Raw genomic sequence first — 11,780 nt, 5'->3', positions numbered from 1 at the left:
GAGATGGTCGGGTCAAGCCCGGCCATGACGTGCTCCGGCGAGCCGACGCACATCAGCCCTTCAACACTTCGACCAAGGTCTTTCCAAGGCGCGCCGGCGAGGGCGAGACCTTGATGCCGGCCGCTTCCATCGCCGCGATCTTGTCCTCGGCGCCGCCCTTGCCGCCCGAGATGATCGCGCCCGCATGGCCCATGCGGCGGCCCGGAGGCGCCGTGCGGCCGGCGATGAAGCCGACCATCGGCTTCTTGCGGCCGCGCTTGGCCTCGTCCTTGATGAACTGCGCCGCGTCCTCTTCGGCCGAGCCGCCGATCTCGCCGATCATGACGATCGAGGTGGTCTTGTCGTCGGCCAGGAACATCTCGAGCATGTCGATGAACTCGGTGCCCTTGACCGGGTCGCCGCCGATGCCGACGGCCGTGGTCTGGCCGAGGCCCTCGCGCGTGGTCTGGAACACCGCCTCATAGGTGAGCGTGCCCGAGCGCGAGACGATGCCGACCGAGCCGGGCTTGAAGATGTTGGCCGGCATGATGCCGATCTTCGACTCGCCGGCGGTGACGACGCCGGGGCAGTTCGGCCCGATCAGGCGGGTCTTCGAGCCGACCAGCGAGCGCTTGACCTTGACCATGTCGAGCACCGGGATGCCCTCGGTGATGCAGATCACCAGCGGGATCTCGGCGTCGATCGCCTCGCAGATCGCATCGGCCGCGCCCGGAGGCGGCACATAGACGACGGACGCCGTGGCGCCGGTCTTGTCCCTGGCCTCGACGACGCTGTCGAAGACCGGCAGGCCGAGATGCAGAGAGCCGCCCTTGCCCGGCGAGGTGCCGCCGACCATCTGCGTGCCATAGGCGATCGCCTGCTCGGAGTGGAAGGTGCCGTTCTTGCCGGTGAAGCCCTGGCAGATGACCTTGGTGTTCTTGTCGATCAGGATGGACATGTCTGCTCCTCAGGCCTTCTTGACCGCAGCGACGATCTTCTGTGCCGCGTCGTCGAGGTCGTCGGCGGGGATGACGTTGAGGCCGGAGGACGAGATGATGTCCTTGCCTTCCTGGACGTTGGTGCCTTCCAGGCGCACCACCAGCGGGACCTGAAGGCCGACCGCCTTCACCGCGGCGATGACGCCGCGTGCGATGACGTCGCACTTCATGATGCCGCCGAAGATGTTGACGAGGATGCCCTTCACCTTCGGGTCGGCGGTGATGATCTTGAACGCCGCCGTCACCTTCTCTTCGGAGGCGCCGCCGCCGACGTCGAGGAAGTTCGCGGGCGATTCCCCGTAGAGCTGGATGATGTCGAGCGTCGCCATGGCGAGGCCGGCACCGTTGACCATGCAGCCGATCGTGCCATCGAGCGCGATATAGGCGAGGTCGTACTTGGACGCCTCGATCTCCTTCTCGTCCTCTTCCGTGGTGTCGCGGAGCGCAACGACCTCGGGGTGACGATAGAGCGCGTTGGAGTCGAACGAGATCTTGGCGTCCAGGCACTTGATCTGGCCCTGGGTCGTCACGATCAGCGGGTTGATCTCCAGCATGTCCATGTCCTTGGCCACGAACGCGGTGTAGATCTGGCTGAGCACGGTGCCGGCCTGCTTGGCGAGGTCGCCCGAGAGCCCGAGGATGCGCGCCATGGCGCGGCCGTGATGCGGCATGATGCCGGTGGCCGGATCGACCGAGAAGGTCTCGATCTTCTCGGGCGTGTCATGGGCAACGGCCTCGATGTCCATGCCGCCTTCCGTCGAGACGACGAAGGCGATGCGCGAGGTCTCGCGGTCGACCAGCGCCGAGAGGTAGAACTCCTTCTCGATGTCCGAGCCGTCCTCGATATAGAGGCGGTTGACCTGCTTGCCGGTTTCGCCGGTCTGCACGGTGACCAGCGTGTTGCCGAGCATCTCCTTGGCGTGGGCCTCGACTTCCTCGACCGACTTGGCCAGGCGCACGCCGCCCTTCGCGTCGGGGCCGAGTTCCTTGAACTTGCCCTTGCCGCGTCCGCCGGCATGGATCTGCGACTTCACGACATAGAGCGGCCCCGGCAGCTTCCTGGCGGCCTCGACCGCCTCCGCCACCGTCAGTGCCGGGAAACCGGCCGAAACGGGCGCGCCGAATTCCTTGAGGATGGCTTTGCCCTGGTATTCGTGGATGTTCATGTGCTCGGTTTCCCTGACAGCGACCGAAAATTGACGAGAGGGCGACGGCGCGAATCCGCGCCGTCGCCCTCACTTAAGCTCACGCGAGTGACGGATCGACGTTCTTGCAGGCGTCGATGAGGCCCTGCACCGAAGCCACCGACTTCACCAGCATTTCCTTCTCGGCGCCGTTGAGGCGGATCTTGACGACGCGCTCGACGCCCTTGGCGCCGATCACGACGGGAACGCCGACGAACATGTCCTTGACGCCGTACTGGCCCTTGAGCGCGGCGGCTGCCGGCAGCACGCGCTTCTGGTCCTTGAGATAGCTCTCGGCCATCGCGATGGCGGAGGCGGCCGGAGCGTAGAAGGCCGAGCCGGTCTTGAGCAGGTTGACGATCTCGCCGCCGCCCTTGCGGGTGCGCTCGACGATGGCGTCCAGCTTCTCCTGCGTGGTCCACTTCATCTTGACGAGGTCCGGCAGCGGGATGCCGGCGACGCCCGAATAGCGGACGAGCGGCACCATGTCGTCGCCATGGCCGCCGAGCACGAAGGCCGAGACGTCCTTGACCGAGACCTGGAACTCCTCGGCGAGGAAGTGGCGGAAGCGGGCGGAGTCGAGCACGCCGGCCATGCCGCAGATCATGTTCGGCTTGATGCCGGAGAACTTCTGCAGCGCCCAGACCATCGCGTCGAGCGGGTTGGTGATGCAGATCACGAAGGCCTTCGGAGCATACTGCTTGATACCCTCGCCGACCGCCTTCATCACCTTGAGGTTGATGCCGATCAGGTCGTCGCGGCTCATGCCGGGCTTGCGCGGCACGCCGGCGGTGACGATCACGACGTCGGCGCCCTTGATGTCCTCGTAGGAGCTCGTGCCCTTGTAGCCGGCGTCGAAGCCGTCGACCGGCGCGGACTCGGCGATGTCCAGACCCTTGCCCTGCGGGATGCCGTCGGCGATGTCGAACAGGACGATGTCGCCCAGTTCCTTGAGGCCGGCGAGGTGGGCGAGCGTGCCGCCGATCTGGCCGGAGCCGATGAGGGCGATCTTCTTACGGGCCATTGCCTAGTCCTTTTTGTCCTGGCGCTGCAAAATGCCGGCGAGCCGGCCAAACCGTGCGTTCCTTTGGCCCAAACCGGGCTTTTGCCGCAACCCTTGCCCGAAAAGCGGCTTTTCCGGGGCGCCCGCCCTGCCTCGCGCGAGCGAACAGGGCAGTCCTAGATTTTTCAATGACTTGCGGGAGCACAATTCAACGACCCGGCCCGGCATGGTCGGAATTCGAGCAGTTACAATTTACGAATTCTGTAATTCGTCACCAGATTTTTCACACGATGCCGCTACCGAGCACCCGCAGGATCACGCGGATCAGGGTGGAGAGTCGCGTATCGACCGAAGCCAGCGGCACATCCGCTTCCAGCGCCAGCGAGGCGGGATGGATGAAGCGGTGCGTGGCGTCGATGACGAAGGCGATGGCGCGGTCGCGGTCGCGCGGCTCGAAGACGCCCGTCGCGATGCCCTCGTCGACGACGCGCTCGAAGAGGGCGCGCACGCGCGTGCGGTTGCGCCGGCTGATGGCATGGCGCTTGGCGACGGCGAGCGACAGCGCCGCGAAGAGATGCGGGTCCTCGCTGAGCAAATCGCGATTGGCCTTGGCCAGCGCCAGGATCAACCGTTCGAGCTTGTCGTCGGCCGGATCAGGCCCGTCGGCGACATCGGCGAGCCTGCGCTCCGTCGCCTTCAGCCAGACATCGACGACAGCATCGATGAGCGCCACCCGCGAGGGGAAGTAGCGGTAGACATTGGCATGCGTCATGCCCGCCTCTTCCGCCACGGCGACGACGGTGAAGCGCTTCAGCCCGAACTTGCGCAGATGCTCGCTGGCGACCGTGAGGATGCGGGTCTCGCTCGGCTCGCGCTGCGGCATGGGTCAGCGATCCATCGGCTCAGATAGCACCGCCGTCATTCCGGGGCATCGCGCAGCGATGAGCCCGGAACCCAGAACCGATGCCCCTCGCGCGGTCGCTGTGCCATCCGATGCCTCTCTCTGGATCGGCGGCGTCGGCTCTGGATTCCGGGCTCGCCCCTGCGGGGCGCCCCGGAATGACGGTGAGGGATTCGCGCCGCCGGCCGTCATCACGTCTCCACCAGTCCCGTGGTATCCCCGCTCGCCGTCGAGTCGGGGCGGCCATGCGGCATGGCGAGATATTCCTCGGAACGCATCTCGATCAGCCGCGAGACGGTGCGGTCGAACTCGAAGGCCTCGCGCCCCTGCCTGGCATGGTAGAGCTCGTGCGGGTCGGCCGCCGCCGAGGCGACGAGCTTCACATGGTGCTCGTAGAGGGTGTCGATCAGGATGATGAAGCGCTTGGCCTCGTTGCGCCGGTCGAAATCGAGGATCGGGATGCCATCGAGCACCAGCGTATGGAAACGCTGCGCCAGCGCGATGTAGTCCGAGGCGCCATAGGCCTGGGCGCAGAGATCGGCGAAGCCCGCTCGCGCCACGCCGCCCGCCGCCTGCGGCAGGACAAGGTCGTGCCCCTGCACATTGAGCACCGTGCGCGGCCCCTGCGCCGTGCCGGACAGTGCCTTGAAGGCCGTGTCGAGCGCGGCCTTCGCCTTGTCGTCGGCCGGCACATGGTAGACCGGCGCGCCGCCGAGCTTCTCCAGCCGGAAATCGGTGCGGGCATCGAGCTTGAGCACCTCGACCTTGGTCTGCAGCAGCTCGATGAAGGGCAGGAACAGCGCCCGGTTGAGCCCGCCCTCATAGAGCCGCGACGGCTCGACATTCGAGGTCGCGACCACCACGACGCCGGCGGCGAAAAGCGCCGTGAACAGCCGCCCGAGGATCATAGCATCGGCGATGTCGGTGACGGTGAACTCGTCGAAGCAGAGCAGGTAGGCCTCGTCCGCGAGTTCGGCGGCGACGGGCGCGATCGGGTCGGCGTCCTTGACCTCGCCGCTCTTGATCTTCTGGCGGTAGATGTTGATGCGTCCGTGCACATCGGCCAGGAACTCGTGGAAATGCACGCGGCGCTTGCGCTTCACCGGCGCGGCCTCGAAGAACATGTCCATCAGCATGGTCTTGCCGCGGCCGACCGAGCCCCAGATGTACAGCCCTTTCGGCGCCTCGGCCGTGTCCGGCTTCTTGCCGAAGAGCCAGCCCAGCGCGCTGCCCTTGCGGGCGAGGCGGCGGGCTGCGAGGGCGGCGGTCAGGACTTCCAGCCGCTTCACCACCGCGACCTGCGCGGGATCGCGCTCGATAGCGTCCGCCTCGACCAGGGCGGCATAACGGTCGGTGATCGAGGCTGTCATGGTGGCGGGCGATGGCGATCCGGATGAGACCAGACCGGGTTACGGCAGCCCTGCCATCATCGCAAGTCCGACGGACCGTTTCGGGAAAAGAGCGTGATTCTCGGGTCGACGCATCGCGTCGACCCGAGAATCTCATGACGAGCGCGCGCCGGTTTCCGAGATGCTCGGGTCAAGCCCGAGCATGACGCGCAGATGCTCCGCAGGACTTACTTGCCCTGGTTGACGGTGATCGGCTTGATCGCGTTGTCGGGCAGGCCGTACTTCTGGATCAGCGCGTCATAGGTGCCGTTCGCCTGGAGCCGGTCGAGCGCGCCCTTGACGGCGTCGCGCAGCTGCGTGCCTTCCGCCGTCTTGGCGAAGGGGATGCCGGCCAGCGAATGGGTGAAGGGCTTGCCAAGCGGGATATAGGTGTTCGGCTCGAGCTTCTGGAAATGGCTCATCGTCTCGCTGCCCTGGACGCCGCCCTGCAGGCGCTGCGTCTTGAGCTGGGTGCGGGCATCGACCGAGCCCTCGGTCTCGACCACGTTGACCGCGGGCTTGCCCTTGGCGACGCAGTTCGCTGCGCTCCACTCGCCGATCTGGCGCGGCCAGTTGGTCGCGCGGCTGGCGCCGACGCTCTTGCCGCAGAGGTCTTCGGGAGTCTTGATCGTGTCCTTGAACGCCGTGACCGTGTAGAATTGCGCGCCGGAATCCAGGTAGTTGATGAAATCGGCGGCCTCGCGCCGCGCCGGCAGGTCGCTCATCCCCGCCATCACCGCGTCGACGCGGCCCGTCTGCAGCGAGGACAGCATCTGGGCGAAGGCGGTCTCCTGCCACTCGACCTTGATGCCGAGCTCCTTGGCGATGGCCTCGCCGAGCTCGATGTCGAAGCCCGAGAGCTGGTTGGTCGCCACGTCCTTGAAGGTGATCGGCGGATAGTTCGGCTGGGTGGCGATGATGATCTTGCCGGCGGTCTTGACGCGGTCCGGCAGGGCTTGGGCCTGTGCGGCGAGCGCGGTGCCGGCAAGCAGCGCGGCGGCGATGGTCAAACGAAGCATGTGGTCTCTCCCTCTAGTGAACTGATGCCGTTGCCGTCACTTCAGGACGGCGGCGATGAAGTCGCGCGTGCGCGCCTGTTTCGGCGCGACGAGAACGGTCTGCGGCGGACCCTGCTCGACGATCTCGCCCTTGTCCATGAAGACGACGTCGCCCGCCACCTCGCGCGCGAAGCCGAGCTCATGCGTGACCACGATCATCGTCATGCCGGAGGCCGCGAGGTCGCGCATCACGTTCAGAACCTCGCCGACGAGTTCGGGGTCGAGCGCGGAGGTCGGCTCGTCGAACAGCATCAGCTTCGGCTTCATCGCCAGCGCCCGGGCGATGGCGATGCGCTGCTGCTGCCCGCCCGAAAGCTCGCTCGGATAGGCGTCGCGCTTCTCGGCGAGGCCGACACGCTCGAGCAGTGCCGTCGCCTCGGCGACGATCTGCTTGCGCGGCCGCTTCAGCACGGTGAGCGGCCCCTCGATGATGTTCTGCAGCGCCGTCATGTGGTTGAACAGGTTGAAGCGCTGGAAGACCATGCCGGTGGCGAGGCGCTGGCGCGCGATCTCCGGGTCGGTCAGCTCGTGCAGCTCGTCGCCGACGCGGCGATAGCCGATCAGTTCGCCATCGACGCGGATAGCGCCCTGGTCGATCTTCTCGAGCTGGTTGATGCAGCGCAGCAGCGTCGACTTGCCCGAGCCCGACGGCCCGATGATGCACTGGACCGTGCCGGGCTCGATCGAGAGCGAGACGTTGTTCAGCGCCTTCAGGTCCCCGAAGAACTTGCTGACATTGGCGATCGTGACGATCGCGCTATCGGCCTCTGCCGTGTTCGCCACCGCGCTCATGCGGGCTCCTCCTGAACCGCGGCGCGTTTGATGCGCCGTCCCACGCGCCCCTTAGAGAAGTGGCGTTCGAGGAAATACTGGCCGATCTGCAGCAGCGTCACGACCAGCAGGTACCAGCCCGCAGCGACGATCAGCAGTTCGATGACCCGGGCATTGGCATAGTAGATCGTCTGCGCGTTGCGCAGGATCTCGGCGTACTGGATCACGCTCGCCACCGAGGTGAGCTTGACCATGCTGATCACCTCGTTGCCCACCGGCGGGATGATGACGCGCATCGCCTGTGGCAGCACGATCCGGCGCAATGTCGTCAGCCGCGTCATGCCGATCGCCTTGGCGGCCTCGGTCTGGCCGGTGTCGACGGAGAGGATGCCGCCGCGCACCACCTCGGCCGTATAGGCGCCCTGGTTCATGCCGAGCCCGAGCAGCGTCGCCATGAACGGCCCGATGATATCGATCGTCCGCCAGGAGAACACACCCGGGATGCCGATGGTCGGGAAGACCAGCGCCAGGTTGAACCAGATCAGGAGCTGCAGCAGCAGCGGCGTGCCGCGGAAGAACCAGATGTAGAACAGCGCCACGCTGCGCAGCACCGGGTTCGGCGACATGTACATGATCGCGAAGACGACGCCGAGCACGACGCCGAGCGTCATCGCGCAGACGGTCATGATCAGCGTGTTGCCGAGGCCAGCGATGATGGCGGGCGCCGTGAAGAACTGCCGGACCACTGGCCAGGCGATGTCGCCCTCGACGAAGGCCATCACAATCCAGGCCAGGATGGCGAGGATCACGGCCGAGGCGAACCAGCGGCCGTAGAAGCGCCGCGGCACGATCCTGAGATGGGCGATCGCAGAGAGATCGCGGCTGCTGATCGGTGAAGTGGCGTCGGTCATCGCCGCGTCTCCCGGCTCCAGGCTTCAAGAGCCGTCAGGTTGTCACGGAAGCGCGCGATCTGCTCGCGCACGCGCTCGGGTGCCGTGCCGCCATGGCCGCTGCGGGCCGCGACGGCGGCATCGAGCGTCAGATGGTCGATCACGCCGGCGTCGAGCCGCGGATCGACGGCCCGGAGGTCGACGGCGTCGAGCGTCTCGAGCTCACGTCCCATTTCCTCGCAATAGCGCACAAGCGTCCCCGTGATCTCATGCGCCTCGGCGAAGGGCACGCCCCTGCGGGCGAGATAGTCGGCCACTTCGGTCGCCAGCGCGAAGCCGGAGCCGGCCTGGGCGCGCATCACCTTGGCGTCGGCGCTCATGCTGGCGATCAGCCCGGCAAAGGCGGGCAGCACCTCCTCCAGCACGTCGACGGCGTCGAAGGCGGCGCGCTTGTCCTCGGCGAGGTCGCGGTTGTAGGAAAGCGGCAACCCCTTCAACGCTCCGAGCATGGCGACGAGATCGCCGGTCAGCCGCGCCGCCCGCCCGCGCGAGATCTCGGCGATGTCCGGGTTCTTCTTCTGCGGCATGATCGAGGAGCCGGTGGCGAAGGCATCGTCCAGCGTCACCCAGGCGAATTGCCGGGAAGCCCACAGCGTCACCTCCTCGGCCAGCCGCGACAGGTTCGTCGTCAGCATCGCCGCGACGAACAGGAACTCCGCGACATGGTCGCGCGCGCCGACCGCATCGACCGAATTCTCGAACGGCCGATCATAGCCGAGCGCCCGCGCGCTGAGCTCGGGATTGAGCGTGATCGCGGAGCCGGCAAGCGCCGCCGCCCCGAGCGGCGACTGGCCGGAGCGCGCTTCCCAATCCTTCAGGCGCGAGGCATCGCGCATCAGCACCTGGCCATGCGCCATCAGCCAGTGGCCGAAGGTGACGGGCTGGGCGCTCTGCAGATGGGTGAAGCCGGGGCTGACCGAGGCCGCGTGCAATTCCGCCTGGTCGGCGATCGCGGTCAGCAATTCGGACAGCATCGCCGCCAGCGAACGCGACTTCTCGCGCAGATAGAGCTTGAGGTTGTTCGCCGCCTGGTCGTTGCGCGAGCGCCCGGCCCTGAGCTTGGCGCCGGTCGAGCCGATCCGCTCGGTCAGGATGCGCTCGATGAAGGTATGGACGTCCTCGTCCTGCGGTCCAGGCGCGATGCGTCCTTCGACCGTGTCCCGCGCGATCGCGTCGAGGGCGGTCAGGATGGTGTCGAGTTCCGAGGCCGTCAGCAGCCCGGCGCGCCCGAGTTCGGCCGCATGCGCCTTGCCGCCGGCGACATCCTGAGGCACCAGCCTGGCGTGCTCGCCGGCTGCGCTGGAGAGCTTCATCAACCGCGCATCCGGCGGCTTGCGGAAACGTCCGCCCCACAGGCGGGTCGTCTGGTTCATGATGCTCGTTCCTCCCCTAGCGGAAGAATGGCCTCTTGACCGAGAGGCCGGCAAACGAAACGATCTCCGCAGAGATAGTCCGAAAAGGAATACCCCATGGCCGCCGGTCGGCCTCCCCCGTCATCGACCGCCCTGCGGGCCTTCACCACCGTCGCACGACTGGGCTCGACGGCCCGCGCCGCGCAGGCGGTCAACCTCACCCAGAGCGCCGTCTCCAAGCAGATCCTCTCGCTGGAGCATCATCTCGGCGCCGTGCTGTTCGATCGCAGCCCGCTCGGCCTGAAGCTGACCGAGGCCGGCGCGATCTATCTGCCCTATGCCGAAGCGGCGCTGGAGCAGATGGATCGCGGCGCGCGGCGCCTGGCCGAGCGCTCCGCGGTCGCCCGGCCGATCCGGCTGCACATGGTCGCCATCGTCGGCGAGCGCTGGCTGATGGGGCGCTTTCCCGCCTTCGCCGAGGCTCATCCCGGCGTCGACGTGCAGTTCACCAACTATGTCAGCGAGAGCGAGACCGAAGAGCCCGATCTCGATATCGCCCACGGCGTCCCGCCCTGGACCGGCAGGGAGGCGCACTACCTGTTCGGCCGCGACGTCGCCCTCGTCGCCGCGCCGAGCCTGATCGAACGCATGGGCGGTTTCCGCCGCGCCGCCGACATCCAGAAGATGACGCTGCTCCAGCACTATCAGATGCCGACCTTCTGGGCCGAGTTCACCGAGGCCCACGACCTGCGCGGAGCCGTGCCCGAGCACACCGTGCGCTACGGCTACTATTCCGTGATTACCAGCGCCGCCGTCGCCGGGCTCGGCGTCGCCTTGACGCCGCGCTGCTATGTGGCGGATGAATTGGCCTCCGGCGCGCTCGTCAACCCGCTCTGTCTCGGCTTCACAAGCGCGACCGGCTGCTGGCTCACCCGCCCGCTCGGCCAGCCGGATCGCCCCGGCCTCGACGAATTCGTCACCTGGTTGCTCAGCGAGGCCGGGCAGTTCGACGCCGCGACACGGGCGCCTTCCGCCGCAGACTGATTTCCCGCGAAACTTCCCTCCGGGCGGGGCGTTGTCTTCGCCGAGGAGGAGACATGCTCACCATTCTGCCCGCCCCCGACCATGTCGGCGCCTACCGCCTGTCGCGGACGCTGACGGCCGATGATCTCGATCAGATCATGGCCGATATCGATGCGAAGCTTGGCCGCCACGAGAAGATCGGCATCCTCGCCGACTTCACCGATTTCACCGACATGACATTGGCCGCCGCCTGGAAGGATGCGCGCTACAGCCTTGGCAAGCTCTGGGAACTCCAGCGTTTTCCCCGCGAGGCCGTGGTCACCGACAAGAGCTGGCTCGCCGCCTTCGTCGACCTGCTCAACCCCGCGATCCCCTTCGTCACGGTGCGCACGTTCAAGCCGGAGGAGTACGACACCGCGCTGGCCTGGGCCGGCGATATCGAGGGCGGTCCCAACGCCTGACGATCGCGCGCGTCAGCTGCGCGCGAAGGTCTCGTCGAAGGCGTAGCCGGCGCCGCGCACCGTGCGCAGCGGGTCCTTGGTGTTGGCAGGCGTGATTGCCTTGCGCAGCCGCCCGACATGGACGTCGACCGTGCGCTCGTCGATATAGACGTCGCGGCCCCAGACGGCATCGAGAAGCTGGGCGCGCGAATAGACCCGCCCCGGTGCCTGCATCAGGAATTCGAGCAGCCGGAACTCGGTCGGCCCGAGATGCAGCTCGCTGCCGGCGCGGCGGACGCGCCGGGTCGTGCGGTCGAGTTCGAGATCGCCCGCGGCCAGCAGCCCCGCGACGTGACCTGGCTTCGCCCTGCGAAGAAGCGCCTGGATGCGCGCGATCAGTTCCGGCAGCGAGAACGGCTTGACGACGTAGTCGTCGGCGCCGGTCGCAAGGCCGCGTACCCGCTCGGTCTCCTCGCCGCGCGCCGTCAGCATGATGATCGGCACGCGCTCGGTGTCGCGCCGCGAGCGCAGCCGCCGGCAGAGCTCGATGCCGGAGAGGCCGGGCAGCATCCAGTCGAGCAGCACGAGATCGGGCGTGTGGTCGCGCAGATGCAGCTCCGCATCGTCCCCGCGCGCGACGCTGTCGACCTCGAAGCCCTCGGCCTCGAGGTTGTAGCGCAGCAGCAGGGTGAGCGGCTCCTCGTCCTCGACGATCAGGATGCGTGCGGCCATG

Annotated in this window: 12 protein-coding genes; 2 read left to right on the top strand and 10 right to left on the bottom strand. The window is 67.2% G+C overall.

All coding sequences use genetic code 11. The features are described from left to right. Positions 1–52 precede the first annotated feature (52 nt). The 9 genes from sucD to argH all read right to left on the bottom strand — a co-directional run bounded on the left by sucD (position 53) and on the right by argH (position 9,605). On the bottom strand, positions 53–937 hold the full coding sequence (gene sucD, locus AC2FAN_RS25005) for a succinate--CoA ligase subunit alpha (RefSeq protein ID WP_265050002.1): 885 nt from the start codon (positions 935–937) through the stop codon (positions 53–55). Positions 938–946: 9 nt separating this feature from the next. After that, positions 947–2,143, bottom strand: coding sequence for an ADP-forming succinate--CoA ligase subunit beta (sucC, locus tag AC2FAN_RS25000; RefSeq protein ID WP_265050003.1), 1,197 nt, complete (start codon positions 2,141–2,143; stop codon positions 947–949). Between the two features lie 79 nt (positions 2,144–2,222). Then, positions 2,223–3,185 (bottom strand): malate dehydrogenase, encoded by a 963-nt coding sequence (gene mdh, locus AC2FAN_RS24995; RefSeq protein ID WP_485176769.1) that lies wholly within the window; start codon positions 3,183–3,185, stop codon positions 2,223–2,225. Between the two features lie 262 nt (positions 3,186–3,447). After that, complete coding sequence (locus AC2FAN_RS24990) at positions 3,448–4,047, bottom strand: TetR/AcrR family transcriptional regulator (RefSeq protein ID WP_265050005.1); 600 nt, start codon at positions 4,045–4,047, stop codon at positions 3,448–3,450. Positions 4,048–4,256: 209 nt separating this feature from the next. Beyond that, positions 4,257–5,435: a cell division protein ZapE gene (gene zapE, locus AC2FAN_RS24985; RefSeq protein WP_485176768.1), complete on the bottom strand. Its 1,179-nt coding sequence runs from the start codon at positions 5,433–5,435 to the stop codon at positions 4,257–4,259. 206 nt (positions 5,436–5,641) lie between these two features. After that, positions 5,642–6,472, bottom strand: coding sequence for an ABC transporter substrate-binding protein (locus AC2FAN_RS24980; RefSeq protein WP_476806213.1), 831 nt, complete (start codon positions 6,470–6,472; stop codon positions 5,642–5,644). Positions 6,473–6,508: 36 nt separating this feature from the next. Continuing rightward, positions 6,509–7,303 (bottom strand): amino acid ABC transporter ATP-binding protein, encoded by a 795-nt coding sequence (locus AC2FAN_RS24975; RefSeq protein WP_320109511.1) that lies wholly within the window; start codon positions 7,301–7,303, stop codon positions 6,509–6,511. Then, on the bottom strand, positions 7,300–8,193 hold the full coding sequence (locus tag AC2FAN_RS24970; RefSeq protein WP_476806214.1) for an amino acid ABC transporter permease: 894 nt from the start codon (positions 8,191–8,193) through the stop codon (positions 7,300–7,302). The genes AC2FAN_RS24975 and AC2FAN_RS24970 overlap by 4 nt, the downstream gene beginning before the upstream one ends. After that, on the bottom strand, positions 8,190–9,605 hold the full coding sequence (gene argH, locus AC2FAN_RS24965) for an argininosuccinate lyase (RefSeq protein WP_485176767.1): 1,416 nt from the start codon (positions 9,603–9,605) through the stop codon (positions 8,190–8,192). Before argH ends, AC2FAN_RS24970 begins: the two co-directional genes overlap by 4 nt. Before the next feature lie 96 nt (positions 9,606–9,701). Between argH and AC2FAN_RS24960 the strand changes: the two genes are divergently transcribed. Both AC2FAN_RS24960 and AC2FAN_RS24955 read left to right on the top strand, forming a co-directional pair. Then, a complete protein-coding gene (locus AC2FAN_RS24960; protein ID WP_485176766.1) occupies positions 9,702–10,628 on the top strand; it encodes a LysR family transcriptional regulator in 927 nt (308 codons plus the stop codon). 53 nt (positions 10,629–10,681) lie between these two features. Then, positions 10,682–11,068, top strand: a complete 387-nt coding sequence (locus AC2FAN_RS24955) for a SpoIIAA family protein (RefSeq protein ID WP_476806217.1) — start codon at positions 10,682–10,684, stop codon at positions 11,066–11,068. A gap of 12 nt (positions 11,069–11,080) precedes the next feature. Here AC2FAN_RS24955 and phoB read toward each other — a convergent pair whose 3' ends face one another. Next, positions 11,081–11,779 (bottom strand): phosphate regulon transcriptional regulator PhoB, encoded by a 699-nt coding sequence (gene phoB, locus AC2FAN_RS24950; protein ID WP_265050013.1) that lies wholly within the window; start codon positions 11,777–11,779, stop codon positions 11,081–11,083. Between the last annotated feature and the right edge of the window lies 1 nt (position 11,780).

This window comes from Allobosea sp. RIT-PG3_2, assembly GCF_057321085.1.
Note: the sequence above shows the minus strand (reverse complement) of the source record. Positions and strands in the feature narration are given on the sequence as shown.

Bases quoted from the DNA above. Each gene is read 5' to 3' on its own strand.
- sucD (WP_265050002.1), bottom strand. From the start codon at position 937: ATGTCCATCCTGATCGACAAGAACACCAAGGTCATCTGCCAGGGCTTC.
- sucC (WP_265050003.1), bottom strand. From the start codon at position 2,143: ATGAACATCCACGAATACCAGGGCAAAGCCATCCTCAAGGAATTCGGC.
- mdh (WP_485176769.1), bottom strand. From the start codon at position 3,185: ATGGCCCGTAAGAAGATCGCCCTCATCGGCTCCGGCCAGATCGGCGGC.
- AC2FAN_RS24990 (WP_265050005.1), bottom strand. From the start codon at position 4,047: ATGCCGCAGCGCGAGCCGAGCGAGACCCGCATCCTCACGGTCGCCAGC.
- zapE (WP_485176768.1), bottom strand. From the start codon at position 5,435: ATGACAGCCTCGATCACCGACCGTTATGCCGCCCTGGTCGAGGCGGAC.
- AC2FAN_RS24980 (WP_476806213.1), bottom strand. From the start codon at position 6,472: ATGCTTCGTTTGACCATCGCCGCCGCGCTGCTTGCCGGCACCGCGCTC.
- AC2FAN_RS24975 (WP_320109511.1), bottom strand. From the start codon at position 7,303: ATGAGCGCGGTGGCGAACACGGCAGAGGCCGATAGCGCGATCGTCACG.
- AC2FAN_RS24970 (WP_476806214.1), bottom strand. From the start codon at position 8,193: ATGACCGACGCCACTTCACCGATCAGCAGCCGCGATCTCTCTGCGATC.
- argH (WP_485176767.1), bottom strand. From the start codon at position 9,605: ATGAACCAGACGACCCGCCTGTGGGGCGGACGTTTCCGCAAGCCGCCG.
- AC2FAN_RS24960 (WP_485176766.1), top strand. From the start codon at position 9,702: ATGGCCGCCGGTCGGCCTCCCCCGTCATCGACCGCCCTGCGGGCCTTC.
- AC2FAN_RS24955 (WP_476806217.1), top strand. From the start codon at position 10,682: ATGCTCACCATTCTGCCCGCCCCCGACCATGTCGGCGCCTACCGCCTG.
- phoB (WP_265050013.1), bottom strand. From the start codon at position 11,779: ATGGCCGCACGCATCCTGATCGTCGAGGACGAGGAGCCGCTCACCCTG.